Annotated in this window: 14 protein-coding genes; 5 read left to right on the forward strand and 9 right to left on the reverse strand. The window is 73.4% G+C overall.

Annotation, left to right across the window (positions count from 1 at the left end; all coding sequences use genetic code 11):
* Positions 1-44: 44 nt before the first annotated feature.
* Positions 45-998: an aldo/keto reductase gene (locus CRP52_RS25320; RefSeq protein ID WP_097238490.1), complete on the forward strand. Its 954-nt coding sequence runs from the start codon at positions 45-47 to the stop codon at positions 996-998.
* 36 nt (positions 999-1,034) lie between these two features.
* Here CRP52_RS25320 and CRP52_RS25325 read toward each other — a convergent pair whose 3' ends face one another.
* The 4 genes from CRP52_RS25325 to CRP52_RS25340 form a co-directional block, all read right to left on the reverse strand.
* Positions 1,035-1,733 carry a GNAT family N-acetyltransferase gene (locus CRP52_RS25325; RefSeq protein ID WP_097238491.1) on the reverse strand — a complete coding sequence of 233 codons (699 nt, stop codon included), beginning with the start codon at positions 1,731-1,733 and terminating at the stop codon, positions 1,035-1,037.
* Positions 1,734-1,905: 172 nt separating this feature from the next.
* Entirely contained in the window at positions 1,906-2,601 is a 696-nt protein-coding gene (locus tag CRP52_RS25330; protein WP_097240336.1) for a nitroreductase family protein, read from the reverse strand.
* 150 nt (positions 2,602-2,751) lie between these two features.
* Entirely contained in the window at positions 2,752-4,389 is a 1,638-nt protein-coding gene (locus CRP52_RS25335; protein WP_097238492.1) for an ABC-F family ATP-binding cassette domain-containing protein, read from the reverse strand.
* A gap of 118 nt (positions 4,390-4,507) precedes the next feature.
* Positions 4,508-5,737, reverse strand: a complete 1,230-nt coding sequence (locus tag CRP52_RS25340) for a trypsin-like serine peptidase (RefSeq protein ID WP_097238493.1) — start codon at positions 5,735-5,737, stop codon at positions 4,508-4,510.
* A gap of 517 nt (positions 5,738-6,254) precedes the next feature.
* Here CRP52_RS25340 and CRP52_RS25345 point away from each other — a divergent pair.
* Positions 6,255-7,862, forward strand: a complete 1,608-nt coding sequence (locus CRP52_RS25345; RefSeq protein ID WP_097238494.1) for an ABC-F family ATP-binding cassette domain-containing protein — start codon at positions 6,255-6,257, stop codon at positions 7,860-7,862.
* Between the two features lie 241 nt (positions 7,863-8,103).
* Here CRP52_RS25345 and CRP52_RS25350 read toward each other — a convergent pair whose 3' ends face one another.
* The 5 genes from CRP52_RS25350 to CRP52_RS25370 form a co-directional block, all read right to left on the reverse strand.
* Positions 8,104-8,754, reverse strand: a complete 651-nt coding sequence (locus CRP52_RS25350; protein ID WP_097238495.1) for a Pr6Pr family membrane protein — start codon at positions 8,752-8,754, stop codon at positions 8,104-8,106.
* A 165-nt stretch (positions 8,755-8,919) separates the two neighbouring features.
* The gene (locus CRP52_RS25355; protein WP_257032849.1) at positions 8,920-9,633 is read right to left on the reverse strand and encodes a response regulator; all 714 of its coding nucleotides are present in this window, start codon (positions 9,631-9,633) and stop codon (positions 8,920-8,922) included.
* Positions 9,634-9,725: 92 nt separating this feature from the next.
* A complete protein-coding gene (locus tag CRP52_RS25360) occupies positions 9,726-11,003 on the reverse strand; it encodes a sensor histidine kinase (RefSeq protein ID WP_257032850.1) in 1,278 nt (425 codons plus the stop codon).
* Complete coding sequence (locus CRP52_RS38470) at positions 11,000-12,055, reverse strand: hypothetical protein (RefSeq protein WP_179852915.1); 1,056 nt, start codon at positions 12,053-12,055, stop codon at positions 11,000-11,002. The genes CRP52_RS25360 and CRP52_RS38470 overlap by 4 nt, the downstream gene beginning before the upstream one ends.
* A 169-nt stretch (positions 12,056-12,224) precedes the next feature.
* A complete protein-coding gene (locus CRP52_RS25370) occupies positions 12,225-12,773 on the reverse strand; it encodes a GNAT family N-acetyltransferase (protein ID WP_179852916.1) in 549 nt (182 codons plus the stop codon).
* Positions 12,774-13,037: 264 nt separating this feature from the next.
* Here CRP52_RS25370 and CRP52_RS25375 point away from each other — a divergent pair, with 264 nt between their 5' ends.
* The 3 genes from CRP52_RS25375 (at position 13,038) to CRP52_RS25385 (ending at position 16,681) form a co-directional block, all read left to right on the forward strand.
* Entirely contained in the window at positions 13,038-14,237 is a 1,200-nt protein-coding gene (locus tag CRP52_RS25375; protein WP_257033131.1) for a CaiB/BaiF CoA transferase family protein, read from the forward strand.
* Between the two features lie 2 nt (positions 14,238-14,239).
* Positions 14,240-15,382 (forward strand): acyl-CoA dehydrogenase family protein, encoded by a 1,143-nt coding sequence (locus CRP52_RS25380; protein WP_097238500.1) that lies wholly within the window; start codon positions 14,240-14,242, stop codon positions 15,380-15,382.
* 84 nt (positions 15,383-15,466) lie between these two features.
* Positions 15,467-16,681, forward strand: a complete 1,215-nt coding sequence (locus CRP52_RS25385) for an acetyl-CoA C-acetyltransferase (RefSeq protein ID WP_097238501.1) — start codon at positions 15,467-15,469, stop codon at positions 16,679-16,681.
* The last annotated feature ends 15 nt before the right edge of the window (positions 16,682-16,696 follow it).

Genomic DNA, 16,696 nt, shown 5'->3' on the forward strand with positions numbered 1-16,696 from the left:
TGCAGCACCGTAAGAACCTCGGAAACCACGATGGGAGCACCGTCATGCGCAAGGCCACGTTCGGTACCAACGGTCCGGAGATCGGCGTCCTCGGCCTCGGCTGCATGGGCATGACCTGGGCCTACGACGTGCAGAACCGGGACGACGAGAACTCCGTCCGGGTGATCCGGCAGGCGCTGGACCTCGGCGTCTCCCTGATCGACACCGCCGACATGTACGGCCCGTACACCAACGAGGAGGTGGTCGGCGCCGCCCTGGCCGGCCCGTACCGGGAGCGCGCCTTCCTGGCCACCAAGGTGGGCATCGTCCCGGGCGGCCAGGGCCAGCAGGAGCGCAACGGCCGCCCCGAGCACGTGCGCCGCTCGATCGACGAGAGCCTGCGCCGCCTGGGCACCGACCACGTCGACCTCTACCAGCTGCACCGGGTCGACCCGGAGGTGCCGATCGAGGAGACCTGGGGCGCGTTCGCCGAACTCGTCGCGGCGGGCAAGGTCCGCAACATCGGCCTCTCCGAGGTGACCGTCGAGGAGATCAAGCGGGCGCAGTCGGTGCACCCGGTGGCCTCCGTGCAGAACGAGCTGTCGCTGTGGACCCGGGACGCGCTGGACGAGGTCCTGCCGTACACCGAGGAGCAGGGCATCGCGCTGCTGCCGTTCTCGCCGCTCGGCCGGGGCTTCCTGACCGGCAGCATCTCCTCCTTCGACGAGCTGCCCGCCGACGACTTCCGCCGCCGGCTGCCGCGCTTCCAGCAGGACGCGCTCAAGGCGAACCTGGCGCTGGTCGGGAAGGTCCGGGAGGTCGCCGAGCGGATCGGCGCCACGCCCGCGCAGGTGGCGCTGGCCTGGGTGCTGGCGCAGGGCCGGTACGTCTTCCCGATTCCGGGCACCAGGACGCCGCGCTACCTGGAGGACAACGTGGGCGCGGCCGGGGTCGTGCTCTCGGCGGCCGATCTCGCCGAGCTGGACGCGCTGCCGGCACCGACGGGTGGTCGGTACTAGGCGGGTGGTCGGTACCAAGCGTGCGAGCGGGCGGTACTACGGCCGCCTGCCACCGATCGCCGGTTCCCCGGGGTGCGGGCGGCGTTCCCTGACCCACACCAGCTGCCGTCCGGTCTCGCCCGGGGCCCGGACGGCGGCTTCGGCGATCCGGTCCAGCCGGTAGCCGAGCTTGCGCGGGACGGCCGCGCTGGCGGTGTTCGCCCGGTCGCAGCGGATCTCCACCCGGCTGATCCCGGGCAGGGCCAGCGCGGCCTCGGTCAGCGCCCCGGCCGCGGCGGTGGCGATGCCGCGGCCGACGTGCCCGGCGGCGACCCAGTAGCCGATCTCCAGCGCGCCCGGGCCGAGACGTCCGTGCAGGCCGAGGGCGCCGATCACGCCGCCGGGGTCGGTGTCCAGACCGGCCACGTACATGAAGTCGGTGCCGGCCTCCCAGGCGGCGGAGCCGGCCCGGGTCAGTTCTGCGGTCCGTGCGCGGGTGGGGGCCTCGGCCGCCCACTCCAGCCAGGGCCGCAGGTGGTCCAGGTTGGCGCGGACGGCCCGGTTCAGGGCCACCGCGTGGGTGCTGCGGCGCCGGCGCAGCCAGAGGCCGCCGGGCAGCCGCAGCAGTTCGGGTGGCCGCCCGGTGGTCACCTCCACCGCGGGTTCCGCTGCCGTGGGCGCCGCGGTCGGCTCCGCCGCCGTCCGGACCCCTCCGGCCCGGGCCGGGCCACAGGACCGTGACTGTGCTTGGCTCATGACGGCGATTATGTCCTTGGCCCGGACCTGTCACCATCCGGACTCCGGAGGGATCCCCGGACGGCGGGCGCGCGGGTCGGTGGACGGGCGCACCGTCTCGCCACCCGGCGCGCCCGGCCCGGGCCCGGCGCGCCGGCTCGCGGACCGGCGCTCCCGCTCGCGGACCGGCGCGTCAGAGCCGGACCAGCACCTCGTCGAGCTCCTTGCGCCGCAGATCCGGCACGCGCGCCCCCTCGGCCGGGTAGCCGACCGGGATCACGTACGCCGCGCGCTCCTCCGCCGGTCGGTCGCACACCTCGTTGAGGAACCTCATCGGGCTCGGCGTGTGGGTCAGCGTGGCCAGCCCGGCCTGGTGCAGCGAGGCCAGCAGCAGTCCGACCGCGATCCCCACCGACTCCTTGGTGTAGTACGGGCGCGGCGAGTCGGGCCCCTTGTGCACCTCGAAGACCACGATCACGGCCGGCGCGTCCTCCAGGAACGGCTTGCGCCAGTCGGTGCCGATCGGCGCGAGCGCGGCCAGCCACTCCTCCGACGCCCGGTGGCCGTAGAACTCGCGCTCCTCGGCCTCCGCCGCCTCGCGCAGCCGCCGCTTGCGCTCCGGGTCGGTGATCACCACGAACCGCCAGGGCTGGACGTGGGCGCCGCTGGGCGCGGTGCCCGCGGTCCGGACCGCCCATTCGACCACCCCGTCCGGGATCGGGCGGGTGGAGTAGTCGCGGACGGTGCGGCGCCGGGCCATCACGTCGTGGAAGGACCTGCTGCGGGCCTCGGCCTCGTGGGCGGGCACCGTCATGGGGGTGAGCGCAACCGTCGGGTGGGACGTCGGGTGAGTCGCCCCGGCCGCGGCGCCGTCTGTGCTGTCAACCATGGCGGACAGCACAGCACATGACGGCCCTTCCGGGAAGAGGTCGAGACCAATTCCCGCAGGGCCGCCGTGCTGCCGTTCCGCGATGCCGCCGTGCCGCCGTGCCGCGATGCCGCCGTGCCGCCGTACCGCCGCCGAGGTGCGGGACCGGGCCTACAGCTCGTGCACCCGCCCGTCCCGGACCTCGATCCGCCGGTTCACCGCGACGGTGTCCAGCATCCGCCGGTCGTGGGTGACCAGCAGCAGCGTGCCGGTGTACGAGCCGAGCGCGGCCTCCAACTGCTCGATCGCGGGCAGGTCCAGGTGGTTGGTGGGCTCGTCCAGCACCAGCAGGTTGACCCCGCGGGCCTGCAGCAGCGCCAGCGCGGCCCGGGTGCGCTCGCCGGGGGAGAGGGTGCCGGCCGGGCGCAGCACGTGCACCGCCTTGAGGCCGAACTTGGCCAGCAGGGTGCGCACGTCCTCCGGCGACAACTCCGGTACGGCGGCGGCGAAGGCCTCCGAGAGAGGTTCCCCGCCGAGGAACGACCCGCGCGCCTGGTCGACCTCGCCGACCACCACGCCGGAGCCCAACGAGGCGCTGCCGCCGTCGAGTTCGAGCCGGCCGAGCAGTGCGGCCAGCAGCGTGGACTTGCCCGCGCCGTTGGCGCCGGTGATGGCGACCCGGTCGGCCCAGTCGATCTGCAGGTCCACCGGGCCGAAGGCGAAGTCGCCGCGACGGGCGACGGCCCCGTTCAGGGTGGCGACCACCGAGCCGGAGCGCGGCGCGGTGGCGATCTCCATCCGCAGCTCCCACTCCTTGCGCGGCTCCTCGACCACGTCCAGCCGCTCGATCATCCGCTGGGTCTGGCGGGCCTTGGAGGCCTGCTTCTCGGTGGACTCGGCGCGGGTGGCGCGGGCCTTCTTGTCGTTGTCGCTGCCCTTGCGGCGGGCGTTGCGGACGCCGTGCTCCATCCAGTTGCGCTGCATCTGCGCCCGGGCCTCCAGCGAGGCCTTGGTGTCGGCGTACTCCTCGTACTCCTCGCGGGCGTGCCGGCGGGCCACCGCCCGCTCCTCCAGGTACGCCTCGTAGCCGCCGCCGTACAGGTGGACCTGCTGCTGGTGCAGGTCCAGCTCCAGCACCTTGGTCACCGTGCGGGCCAGGAACTCGCGGTCGTGGCTGATCAGCACGGTGCCCGCACGCAGGCCCTTGACGAAGGCCTCCAGCCGTTCCAGGCCGTCCAGGTCGAGGTCGTTGGTGGGCTCGTCGAGCAGGAAGACGTCGTAGCGGGAGAGCAGCAGCGAGGCGAGGCCGGCCCGGGCGGCCTGGCCGCCGGAGAGCGCGGTCATCGGCAGGTCGAGCGAGACCTTCAGCCCGAGCGAGTCGGCGACCTCCTCGGCGCGCTCCTCCAGGTCGGCACCGCCGAGGTCGAGCCAGCGGTCCAGGCCGGCCGCGTACGCGTCGTCGGCGCCGGCCCGGCCCTCGACCAGGCCCTCGGTGGCCTCGTCCAGGGCGGCCTGCGCGGCCGCCACGCCGGTGCGCCGGGCCAGGAAGTCGCGCACCGTCTCGCCCTCGCGCCGCTCCGGCTCCTGCGGCAGGTGGCCGGCGTTGGCGCCGGCCGGGCTCAGCCGCAGCGAGCCGCCCTCGGGGGTGTCGAGGCCGGCCAGCAGCCGCAGCAGGGTCGACTTGCCGGCGCCGTTCACGCCGACCAGGCCGATCACGTCGCCGGGGGCGACCACCAGGTCCAGGCCGGAGAAGAGGGTGCGTTCGCCGTGGCCGGCGCTGAGGTCCTTGACTACGAGTGTGGCGCTCATGATGAGGCCGATTGTAGGAGGAGCGGGCCCCATGCCGAAAAAAGCCCGGGGGCCGCGGCTGTGGCAGCCGCGGCCCCCGGGTCAGTGCGTGCAACCCCGGCGGATCACCTCTCGGTGATCACTTGGCCTTCTTCGAGAAGTACTCGAACATGTGCTGGGCCACGTCCTCCAGGTACGGACCGGCCTCGTAGGTGTTCGCGCCGTTGCCGATGGAGGTGTCGCTGACCAGGGCCGGCTTGCCGTCCTTGGTGGCGTACCAGCCGCCGCCGCTGCTGCCGCCGGTCATGTTGCAGCCGATCAGCAGCATCGCCGGGCGGCTCGGGTCGCCGGTCTTCTTGGACGGCTTGCCGCCGTCGCAGTGCTCCAGCTCGACGCCGTCGAAGGGCTTGCCCTCCGGGAAGCCGTAGTTGCTGACCGAGGCGAGCTGGTCACGCGGGGCGTTGAACCAGAGCGGGACGGAGCCGCCGACGGTCTCCTCCAGCGACTTGGCGCTGCCGTCGGGGTTGGCCACCTTGATGATCCCGAAGTCGTACTGGCTCCAGGGGCCGCCCTTCTCCGGGTCGGCCTCGGCGGTCCACTGCGGGGAGACCATGCCGGCGGTCGCGCCCCACTCGCCGTACGGCTCGGCGTCCTCCACCTTGGCCTGCTGCTTGCCGGCGCCGCTCAGCACGCCGTTGCTGTTGAAGGCCGGGGCGAAGGTGATGTCGGTGTAGTACTTGTTGCCCTTGCCGCCGTGCAGGCAGTGGCTCGCGGTCCACACCAGGTTGCTTTTGCCCGGGTGCTCCGGGTCCGAGATGACGGTGCCGGAGCACACGTAGTCCTCGTTGCCGTCCTTGAAGAAGATCTTGCCGTTGACGTGCGTGTTCTTCGGGAACGGGTGCGCCACGGGCTTGGCCGGGACCATGGCGGGCAGCTGGTCCGGGCCGGCCGGCGGCTGGGCCGCGGTGGGCTGGGCCGGGGCCGCACCGGTCGGCTGGGCGGTCGGCTGCGCCGTGGGCTGGGCGGGCGCCTGCGTCGGGTCCTGGGCCGGGGCCTGGGGCAGCGGCTTCGGCTTGGCGTTCAGCAGCTTCTGCAGGGTCCAGTAGCCCTTGACCGCCGGGGTGATGACGTTCGCCTGCGCCCACTTGTCCCAGTCGTCGAGCTTCCAGGCCTTCAGCTCTTCGATGGTGGGCAGCTTGATCGGGGCCGCGCCCGGCTTGCCGGAGGCGCTGGCCGCGACGGTGGGAGCGCCGGTCTCGGCTCCGACCGGGTCGCTGTTGTCCGGGCCGCAGGCGGTGGCGACCACCATGGTCAGCGCGGCGACGGATGCGCCCAGGACGGCACGGCTCGGCCGGGATATCGGTGACATGAGTTCAAATCCCCCTGTTGACTACTGCCATACGGCCCGTTCCGCGGGTACGGCCCGCGGGCCGTAGGTATGGCAGGTGAGGAGTCTGCCATGCGGATAAGAATCTCCTTACATCCGGCCCGGGCTGGGACGGGGCTGTCACCGGATCGGCACCGGATCGGCACCAGGCCTCCGCCGGGCGCCACTTGGTGCGCGGCCGCCGCCCGGTGCGTGGCCGTCCGGTGCGTGCCGCCCGAGCCGCGGCGTCCGATAAATCGGTTGCACACGTCCGCCGACGGTCCTAGCGTGGTCCGGGTCATCAGCCAGACAAGGAGAAGGCCGTTGCTCTACTGAGGTCCCGGGACACCGCCCCGCCGCGCAGGCCCTGTTGCCGCGTGGTGCGCGTGTGTGCGACCTCAGTCACGGCCCCCCGGCGCTTCCTTCCGCCCTCCTGTCCTCCGGCCGTACCGGTTCCACACCCGCGGTGTCTCCCCGTGTTGCTCATCACCCCTTCGGCAACCACCCCGGGAGTCCCTACATGGCACAACCCACCACCGCCGTCCTCTGCACCGACCTCGCGTTCGAGTGGCCCGACGGCAAACCCGTCCTGGACGGCTTCCACCTCGCCGTCGGCCCCGGCCGCACCGGCCTGATCGGGCTCAACGGCGCGGGCAAGTCCACCCTGCTGCGGCTGATCGCCGGCGACCTCACCCCCACCGGCGGCACCGTCCGGGTGGACGGCGAACTCGGCTACCTGCCACAGGGCCTGACGCTCGACACCACCCTCCGGGTGGACGAGGCACTGGGCATCCGCGCCACCCGCGAGGCGCTGCACGCGATCGAGTCCGGAGACACCGACCAGCGCCACTTCGACGCCGTCGGCGACGACTGGGACGTCGAGGAGCGCGCCCGCGCCACGCTCGACCGGCTCGGTCTGCGCGGCCTCGGCCTCGACCGCACCACCGGCGAACTCTCCGGCGGCGAGGCTGTGTTGCTGCGGCTGGCCGCCCTGCTGATCGCCCGCCCCGACGTCCTGCTGCTCGACGAGCCCACCAACAACCTCGACCGGGCCGCCCGCGAGCGGCTCTACGAGACGGTGGCCGGCTGGAACGGCGTGATGCTGATCGTCAGCCACGACCGCGAGCTGCTCAGCCACGTCGACCAGATCGCCGACCTGCGGGACGGCGACGTCACCTGGTACGGCGGCAACTTCGAGGAGTACGAACGCACCCTCGCCGCCCAGCAGGAGACGGCCGAGCGGCTGCTGCGCAACGCCGAGGCCGACGTCCAGCGCCAGAAACGGGACCTGGCCGACGCCCGGATCCGGCTGGACCGCAGCGCCGCGTACGGGAAGAAGCGGTCGGTCACCCGAAACGACCCGTACATCTTCGCCGGGATGCTCAAGCGCAAGGGTCAGGAGACCGCGGGCCGGCTCCAGGGCATGCACGCCGAGCGGCTGGAGGAGGCCAAGGCGCGGCTCGGCGCGGCCGAGGAGGCCGTGCGGGACGACGCCGAGATCCGGATCGACCTGCCGCGCACCGCGGTCCCGGCCGGGCGCACCGTGCTCACCCTGCAGAAGGTCCGGCTGCCCTACGGCACCACCGCCGACCTCGACCTGCGCGGTGCCGAGCGGATCGCCCTGGTCGGCCGCAACGGCTCCGGCAAGTCCACCCTGCTGCGCACCATCGCAGGCGAACTCGCCCCACTGGAAGGGGAGATCACCACTCCGGTGCCGTTGCGGTACCTCCCGCAGCGGCTCGACCTGCTGGACGACGAGCGCAGCGTGGTGGAGAACGTCAAGCTGTTCGCGCCCGCCGCCGGGGACAACGCGATCCGCGCCCGCCTCGCCCGCTTCCTGTTCCGCGGCACCCGGGCCGAGCAGCCGGCCGGCACGCTGTCCGGCGGCGAGCGGTTCCGGGCGACGCTGGCCGCCCTGCTGCTGGCCGACCCACCGCCGCAGCTGCTGCTGCTGGACGAGCCGACCAACAACCTGGACCTCGCGAGCGTCCGCCAGCTCACCCAGGCGCTGGCCGCCTACCAGGGCGCGCTGATCGTGGTCAGCCACGACCTGCCGTTCCTGCGCGGCCTGGGCCTGACCAGGTGGCTGGAGCTGGACGGCGAACTGCGGGGGGTGGACCCGATGTAGCGGACCCGAGGCAGCTGCCCGATATGGCCGCCCCGGCGTCGTGCCAGCCGGCCGGTGGCGGCGGGCTACCGGGATCGTCGGCTCCGGGCGTCCTCGGTGAGCTCCCGGCGGGCGGGGCTCAGGGCGGGCCCCTGAGCACCGCCGCCGGCCCGATGATGTGCGCGCCCGCCGCGGGCCGTACGGTGATCGGCTCGGGGCGGGTGAACGTCGAGGTCGACAGGAGGTCGGCAACTCGCCGTGGCTACGCCTGCGGTGCGGGCCGCAGCTTGCCGGCGACCAGCGTGCCGAGCCGGTCCAGGCCGACGACGAGCGCGGCGAGCACCACGAACTCGACGGTCAGCTGGGCGATCTGGCCCCAGACGTAGCCGTAGCCCTTGGTGGTCGGGTCGAAGAAGAAGTAGGGGTAGGGCGTCGGGTAGTCGTCGAACAGCGCGTTGCGGGTGAGCACGATCGCCGCGTAGCCCAGCGGGAAGGCCAGCCAGAGCGGGATGTCCTTCCAGGCCGCCGCGTTGCGGGGCTTGAGCACCAGCCAGTCGATGATCACCATCACCGGCGTCACGTAGTGCAGGAAGAACGACGACCAGTGCGCGAGCCGGTCCGGCCCGCTGACCAGTCCGGGCAGCGGGTTGGCGCCGTGCTGCAGCAGGATGTGCGAGACCAGCCCGGTGATCAGGATGTACAGCGTGGCGGCGCCGCGCAGCCGGGGCGCGGGCGCGTCCACGGTGCCGCGCTTGGTCATCCAGTACACCGCGCCGATGAAGTAGCCGAGCACGATGACGTTGCTCTGCACCGTGAAGTACACGAGCGGTGCGGTCCCGAGGGACAGGCCGAGGCCCGCCGAGAGCACGATTCCCATGCGCCACCACAGCGCGGGGCGGGTCCGGACTGTCATGCGGCCACCAGTTCGTTCCAGGCGATACGGGAGGTATCGGACGGCAAAGGGGAAAATCGAACTCTACTCGCTAGTACCGGCGCGGTGGAACCCGTGTGCGATTCCTCGGTGCCCGGACCGGCGCGCGCCCCTCCGCAGTGTTCAGCCGGGCAGTCAGCCGGGCAGTCAGCGGGGCAGGACGAACCCCGACTCGTACGCCGCGATGACCGCCTGGGTGCGGTCCCGCGCGCCCAGCTTGGCGAGCACGCTGCCGACGTGCGTCTTCACCGTCTCCTGGCTCACCACCAGCTGCCGGGCGATCTCGCCGTTGTTGAGCCCGGTGGCCATCAGCCGCAGCACCTGCCCCTCCCGCTCGGTCAGCCGTCCGATCGGCCCCTGGTCGGCCTCGGCCTCCCGGCGGCGGTCCGCGCCGTGGCGCAGCGCGAGTTCGCGGACGGCCGCCGGGAAGAGCAGCGAGTCCCCGCGCGCGACCAGTCGCACCGCCTGCACCATCTCCTCGGCCCGGGCCCGCTTCAGCAGGAAGCCGGCCGCGCCCGCGCGCAGCGCGTCGTACACGTGGTCGTCGTGCTCGAAGGTGGTGACCACCAGGATCCGCGGCGGCTCGGCCATCCCGCCGACCAGCTGCTCGGTCGCGCGGATGCCGTTGATGCCGGGCATGCGGACGTCCATCAGCACCACGTCCGGCAGCAGTTCCCGCACCAGCGGGACGACCTCGGCCCCGTCGGCGGCCTCGCCGACCACGGTGAGGTCCGGTTCGGCGTCGATGACCACCCGCAGGCCCATCCGGACCAGCCGCTCGTCGTCCGCGATCACCACGCGGATGGCGGGCGCGGCCCGGCCCGGGCCGTTCCCGCCGGTGCCCGTTCGCCCGTCGCTCACTGCGTCGCCGTCCCCGTCCCCGCCGTTCACTGTGGCCCCGCCGTTCACTGCGTCCGCTGCGTCCCTGTCGTTCACCGTGTCCCCCTCGTGCGTCATGCGGATCCTGCCACCGGCAGCCAGACGGCGAGCCGCCACGTCGTCCCGTCCTCGTCCGGTCCCGCCGTGCTGCCGCCGTGCAGGGCGGCAGCGCGTTCCCCGATCCCGCGCAGTCCGCGTCCGCCGCCGGGGCGGCTCGGGCGGCCGGGGCCCATCGGGTTGGTCAGTTCGATCTCCAGCCGGCCGCCGGCCAGCCCGACCCGCAGTCCGGCCGCGACGCCTCCGGCGTGCCGCAGGACGTTGGTCAGGCCTTCCTGCACGATCCGGTACGCCTCGCGGGAGACGGCTTCGGGCAGAGCGGCCAGGCCGGGGGCCAGTTCGGCGTCCACCGTGACCCCGGTGCGGGCGAGTTGGCGCAGCAGGTCGTCCAGCCCGGCGAGGGTGGGCCCGGCCGGTCCTGCCGCCCCGTTGGCTTCCGGGTCCTCCTCGCGCAACAGGCCGAGTACGGTGTCCAGTTCGGCGACGGCCGCCCGCGCGGTCTCCTCGATCGCCTGCAGTGCCTCGGCGGCGAAGTCGGGGTTGCTGCGCAGCACCCGGGCGGCCGCCGAGGCCTGGATGCCGACCGCGCTGAGCGCGTGTCCGACGGAGTCGTGCAGTTCGCGGGCCAGCCGGTTGCGCTGGGCGAGCACCGTGGCCCGGCGTTCGGCGGTGGCCAATCGTTCCTCCGGGGTCGGGCCGAGCAGGGCGGACGCCCAGCGGGCGAGCAGTGCGCCGAAGCCGGCGTTGGCGAGGAGGATCAGCAGCAGGACGGCGAGGCCCAGGGCGGGGCCGGTGAGCATCCAGCCGGGGAAACGGTCCTCCCAGAAGCGTGCCAGGTCGCGGGCGCCGCCGATGTTGAGGATCAGCACGATCGCGAACGGCGTCCCGGCCAGCGTCATCCCGGCGACGACCCCGCCGGAGAAGAGGTGCAGGACGAACCAGAGCGAGGTGCGCCACCGAGCGGGCCACGACCGGGCGGGTCCGGTGGCCAGTTCCTCCGGCCGCGCGGTCGAGCAGAGGGCCCGGGCGGCCGCGCCCTCCAGACCGCGGACGGTCGGCAGCAGCGCGGTGACGGCGGCCATCGGCAGGGAGGTGAACAGCGACAGGAACTGCAGCAGGGTCTGACGAGCGGGTCCCTGTGCCGGGTTGAGCGCCCCGAGCATCACCACCGACAGCAGCCAGTACGGCATCAGCAGCGCGCCGCCCAGCACCAGGTGCACCCAGCGCAACCTGGCCTGCCGTCCGACCATCGCCCCTGCCGCACGCCGCAGTCGCGTGCCCGCCCCCGTGATCACCTGGGTGACTCTACGTCAGCGGCGCTCTGCCGGGCTTCCCGTGTTTGGGCTGCCTGTGCCCGGCCTGCCCGTGCTTGGCCTGCCCGTTCCCGGCCTGCCCGCTCCCGGGCCGCCCGCTCGGTGAGCGCGATCGCGCCGACGGCCAGGATCAGCACCCCGGTCACCACCTGGGCGGTCTGCACCAGGGGCAGCAGCCCGGGCACCGCCTTCCGCAGGTCGGTCACCCGGGTCGTCGTCGTCCCGAAGGCCACCAACTGCCAGCTGCCCCAGCCGAACAGCGAGCCGGCCGCCGTCCAGGCCACCAGCAGCGGCCCGAGCAGCCGCCGCCGCGGCTCGATCCGGAAGACCAGGACCAGCAGTGCCGCCGCCGCGGCCACCGCCATCGCCGCGGTGACGCCGTCCATCACCGCCACGCCCCGGCTGCGCGTCTCCGCCATGTCGACCGGCAGCCCGGCGGTGCCGCCCGCCGCCCAGTACAGCCGGGCCGCCGCCACGCCGACGGCGAGCAGGGCGGCGACGCAGGCGAGGGTGCGCTGCACGGTCAGCGTGGCGGAGCGCGGCAGGTCGCCGATCCGGTCCGTCAGCAGCCCGGCCCAGCGCTGCCGGGCGTAGAGCGCGAAGGCGGTGAGCAGCGCGAGGCCCTGCACCGTGAATCCGCCGTACACGACCAGGAAGACCCAGCCGCCGAGGCCCTTGTCGTCCGGGTCGGTGCGGTGCTCCGGGCCCAGGACGAGGACGCTCAGCAGGAACAGCGGCAGCGCCACCAGGATGGTGCCGAGCAGCCCGGTCGCCACCCACATCGGGAACGCCACCAGCCCGGCCGGCGCCCGCCGCCCCCACGGCCGGACGAAGGCCAGCGCCAGGGCGACGGCGATCGCGTCCATGCCGAAGGTGAGCAGGTTCAGCAGCCAGAGCTTGTCCATCTCGCCGGGATCGTCCGACCCCACCGGGTGTCCGGTCAGCCACAGCAGTTTGAGCGTCAGGTACGGCCCGGTCGCGGCCACCGCCGTCCACGCTGCCCCGGACCGTACGGCGCCTTCGTTGATTCTCATGCCCCCACGGTCGCTCCGCGCTCCGGTCCCGGTCCTCCGCCCGGAGCGGGATCCCGCTCCCCCCGGCGGGGGATCCTCGCCGGGGGGAGCGAGGAAGCGCCGGTTCGGGCCTGCGGTTCGGGCCCTCGGTTCGGGCCTGCCGCTCGGGCTTGCGGCTCGGGCTTGCGGCTCAGGCCTTCGGCTCAGCCATGCGGTGGATCAGCCGGTCCTCCTCGTCGACCCGCCCGTCCGGGTCCGCCACCAGCCCGAGCCGTTCGGCGAGCCGGCGGGAGGGCAGGTTGTCCGCCCGGATCAGGGCGATCACCGGGATCCCGGGGAAGCGGGGCAGGGCCTCCGCCATCGCCGCCCGGGCCGCCTCCGCCGCGTACCCCCGGCCCCAGGCGGACGGCCGGAACCGGTAGTAGAGGTTGAACACCCGCTCCCCGTCGAGCGTGTGCAGGTAGAGCCCGGCGTACCCGATGATCGTCTCCGGCTCCTCCCGCGTCGACACGGCGCAGTAGCCCACCCCGTCGCGCGGCCAGTCGGCCACGAACCCGTCCAGCATCTCCTGTGCCTGGGCGAGGTCCCGCTGCGGCCCGTGCGGGTTGTACCGGTTGGTCTCCGGATCCCCGTGGACGGCGAACAGCGCCTCGGCGTCGCCCTGTTGGGGCAGGGTGAGCACCAGCCGCTCGGAGGTGGTGACGACCGTGCGGGTGGTGTGGTGCTGGGCGGTGGTCATGGTGTGCTTCCCCGGTTGTCGCTCGTGGCGGTTGCTGTCGTCGGCCATGGCTTCGTAATGGCTGATTCGCACCTTAGACCGTTACACAGACAGGTGTCCGGTGATTTTCCCGCCCGCGGGTCCAGCGGGGGAGGGGCAGGCCCGGAGGTCTTGTTACCGATGGGTCGCTTCTCTATCATCCCGAGTGTTACAGCTTTACTGTCAAACCCCGAAAGGGTTCTGCGGCCAGTGCGTGACGCGACAGGTGTACCGGACGTGCGGGATGTGCCGGACGTGCCGGGCGGACCGGGCCTACCGGGAGCCGGCGGCCCGTTGGCGGGTGTGCGGGTGGTGGAACTGGCCGGGATCGGTCCGGGGCCGTTCGCCGCGATGCTGCTGGGGGACCTCGGGGCGGACGTGGTGCGGGTGGACCGGCCGGAGCCGTCACCGCTCGGCACGGACCCGGCCCACGACCTCACCAACCGCAACAAGCGCTCGGTGCTGATCGACCTGAAGTCGCCCGAGGGGCCCGGGCGGGTGCTCGACCTGGTCGAGCGGGCCGACCTGCTGATCGAGGGCTACCGGCCCGGCGTCGCGGAGCGCCTCGGCGTCGGCCCGCAGGCCTGCCTGGCACGCAACCCGGCGCTGGTCTACGGCCGGATGACCGGCTGGGGGCAGCAGGGCCCGCGGGCCACGACCGCCGGGCACGACCTCGGGTACGCGGCGGTCGCCGGAGTGCTCGGGATGGTGGCGGCGTCGGGCGGCGCCGACGAGCCGCCCGGGATCCCGGCCAACCTGCTGGGGGACTACGCGGGCGGCTCGCTCTACCTGGTCGTCGGCCTGCTCGCCGGGCTGCACCACGCCCGGGCCACCGGCGCGGGCCAGGTGGTGGACGCGGCGATCGTGGACGGCGCCGCGCACCTCGGCAGCATGCTCTGGGGGCTGCTCGCCGCCGGCCACTGGCAGGACCACCGGGGCGTCAACCTGCTCGACGGCGGCGCGCCGTTCTACGCCGTCTACCGCGCAGCCGACGGCGGGCACCTGGCCGTCGGCGCGCTGGAGCCGCGCTTCTACGCCGAGTTCGCCCGCCTGCTGGAACTGGGCCCGGACGCGCCCGGTCAGTACGACCTCGCCCGCTGGCCCGAACTGCGCACCCTGATCGCCGCCCGCTTCGCCACCCGGACCAGGGCCGAGTGGGAGGCCGTCTTCGCCGGCTCCGACGCCTGCGTGGAACCGGTCCTGACGATGCGTCAGGCTGCCGTGGACGGGCACCTGTCGGCGCGCGGCACCTATGTCGAGGCGGACGGCGTCACCCAGCCCGCCCCTGCCCCCCGCTTCTCCGCCACCCCCGGCGCACTGCGCCGCCCGCCCGCCCAACCGGGCGCCGACACCGCTGAGGTGGCCCGGGACTGGGGCGTGCCCTCCCTCGGCCCCTCCGCCCCCGGCTCCGCCGGGCCCGACTCCCCAGCAGAACAAGGAGAGTAGCGTTGCAGCGCGAGATCTTCACCGAGCAGCACGACGACTTCCGGGCCACCGTACGGGCCTTCCTCGCCAAGGAGGTGCTGCCGCACTACGACCGCTGGGAGAAGGCAGGCATCGTCGACCGCTCCGTCTGGCTCGCGGCCGGCCGCCAGGGCCTGCTCGGCATCGCCGTCCCGGAGGAGTACGGCGGTGGCGGCGCCCCGGACTTCCGCTACGCCGCCGTGCTGGCCGAGGAGTTCGCCCGGGCTGGCGCCTCCGGTCTGGCGATCGGCCTGCACAACGACATCATCGGCCCCTACCTCACCTCGCTCGGCACCGAGGAGCAGAAGCGCCGCTGGCTGCCCGGCTTCTGCTCCGGCGAGCTGATCACCGCGATCGCGATGACCGAGCCGGGCACCGGCTCCGACCTCCAGGGCATCCGCACCCAGGCGGTCGACCGCGGCGACCACTTCCTGCTCAACGGCGCCAAGACCTTCATCTCCAACGGCATCCTCGCCGACCTGGTGATCGTGGTCGCCCGCACCACCCCGGAGGGCGGCGCGCACGGGCTGAGCCTGCTGGCCGTCGAGCGCGGCACGCCCGGCTTCGAGCGCGGCCGCAACCTCGACAAGATCGGCCAGAAGGCCCAGGACACCGCCGAGTTGTTCTTCGAGGACGTCCGCGTCCCGAAGGAGAACCTGCTCGGCGAGCTCCACGGCGGCTTCGTCCACCTGATGCAGAACCTCGCGCAGGAGCGGCTGACCATCGCGGCCGCGGCGATCGCCGGCGCCGAGTACCTGGTCGAGATCACCACCGACTACGTCAAGCAGCGCGAGGCCTTCGGCCGCCCGCTCGCCAAGCTGCAGCACGTCCGCTTCGAGATCGCCGAACTGGCCACCGAGTGCGCCGTCACCCGGACCTTCGTGGATCGCTGCATCACCGAGCACAACCGCTACGCGCTGACCCCGGCCGACGCCTCGATGGCCAAGTGGTGGGCCACCGAACTGCAGAAGCGCACCGCCGACCGCTGTCTCCAACTGCACGGCGGCTACGGGTACATGAGCGAGTTCCCGGTCGCCAGGGCGTTCACCGACGGTCGCATCCAGACCATCTACGGCGGCACCACCGAGATCATGAAGGAGATCGTGGGCCGCTCCATCCTCGGCTGACCGCTGACCACCGACCCCGTTCGCGAGGTCCGCCTCCTCCGCCGAGCCCGACGCCATCCCCCCGCCCCGAAAGGCAGTCCCATCGTGACCACCGAAGCGTACGTCTACGACGCGATCCGCACCCCGCGCGGCCGGGGCAAGGCCACCGGCTCGCTGTACGGCACCAAGCCGATCGACCTGGTCGTCGGCCTGATCCACGAAATCCGCCGCCGCTTCCCCGAGTTGGACCCGGCTGCGATCGACGACATCGTGCTCGGGGTGGTCAGCCCGATCGGCGACCAGGGCTCCGACATCGCCCGGATCGCCGCCATCGCGGCCGGCCTGCCGGACACCGTGGCCGGCGTCCAGGAGAACCGCTTCTGCGCCTCCGGCCTGGAGGCCGTCAACCTGGCTGCCGCCAAGGTCCGTTCGGGCTGGGAGGACCTGGTCCTGGCCGGCGGCGTGGAGTCGATGTCCCGGGTCAAGATGGCCTCCGACGGCGGCGCCTGGTTCGCCGACCCGATGACCGCGTACGAGACCAATTTCGCCCCGCAGGGCATCGGCGCCGACCTGATCGCCACCATCGAGGGCTTCTCCCGCACCGACGTGGACGCCTTCGCCGCCGAGTCCCAGGCCCGCGCCGCCAAGGCCCAGGCGGACGGCCTGTTCGACCGCTCGGTGGTCCCGGTGCGCGACCGCAACGGCCTGGTCGTGCTGGAGCGCGACGAGTTCATCCGCCCCGGCACCACCGTCGAGACCCTGGCCGGCCTCAAGCCCTCGTTCGCCGCGATCGGCGAGGCCGGCGGCTTCGACGCCGTCGCCCTGCAGAAGTACCACTGGGTGGAGGCCATCGACCACGTCCACCACGCGGGCAACTCCTCCGGCATCGTGGACGGCGCCGCGCTGGTCGCCATCGGCAACCGCGAGGTCGGCGAGCGGTACGGGCTGCGCCCGCGCGCCCGGATCGTCTCCGCCGCCGTCTCCGGCTCCGAGCCGACCATCATGCTCACCGGCCCCGCCCCGGCCACCCGCAAGGCGCTCGCCAAGGCCGGGCTCACCGCAGCCGACATCGACCTGGTCGAGATCAACGAGGCCTTCGCGGCCGTCGCCCTCCGCTTCATCCGCGAACTCGGTTTCCGCGCCGACCAGGTGAACGTCAACGGCGGCGCGATCGCGCTCGGCCACCCGCTCGGCGCCACCGGCGCGATGCTGCTCGGCACCGTGATCGACGAGCTGGAGCGGCGCGACCTGCGCTACGGCCTGATCACCCTCTGCGTGGGCGGCGGCATGGGCATCGCCACCATCGTCGAGCGCGTCTGATCCCCTCCCCGCAGA

The sequence above is a fragment of the Streptomyces sp. 1331.2 genome (assembly GCF_900199205.1).
GTDB lineage: Bacteria > Actinomycetota > Actinomycetes > Streptomycetales > Streptomycetaceae > Kitasatospora.

Coding starts and splice junctions, on each gene's coding strand:
- CRP52_RS25320 (WP_097238490.1), top strand. CDS start 45: ATGCGCAAGGCCACGTTCGGTACCAACGGTCCGGAGATCGGCGTCCTC.
- CRP52_RS25325 (WP_097238491.1), bottom strand. CDS start 1,733: ATGAGCCAAGCACAGTCACGGTCCTGTGGCCCGGCCCGGGCCGGAGGG.
- CRP52_RS25330 (WP_097240336.1), bottom strand. CDS start 2,601: ATGGTTGACAGCACAGACGGCGCCGCGGCCGGGGCGACTCACCCGACG.
- CRP52_RS25335 (WP_097238492.1), bottom strand. CDS start 4,389: ATGAGCGCCACACTCGTAGTCAAGGACCTCAGCGCCGGCCACGGCGAA.
- CRP52_RS25340 (WP_097238493.1), bottom strand. CDS start 5,737: ATGTCACCGATATCCCGGCCGAGCCGTGCCGTCCTGGGCGCATCCGTC.
- CRP52_RS25345 (WP_097238494.1), top strand. CDS start 6,255: ATGGCACAACCCACCACCGCCGTCCTCTGCACCGACCTCGCGTTCGAG.
- CRP52_RS25350 (WP_097238495.1), bottom strand. CDS start 8,754: ATGACAGTCCGGACCCGCCCCGCGCTGTGGTGGCGCATGGGAATCGTG.
- CRP52_RS38470 (WP_179852915.1), bottom strand. CDS start 12,055: ATGAGAATCAACGAAGGCGCCGTACGGTCCGGGGCAGCGTGGACGGCG.
- CRP52_RS25370 (WP_179852916.1), bottom strand. CDS start 12,773: ATGACCACCGCCCAGCACCACACCACCCGCACGGTCGTCACCACCTCC.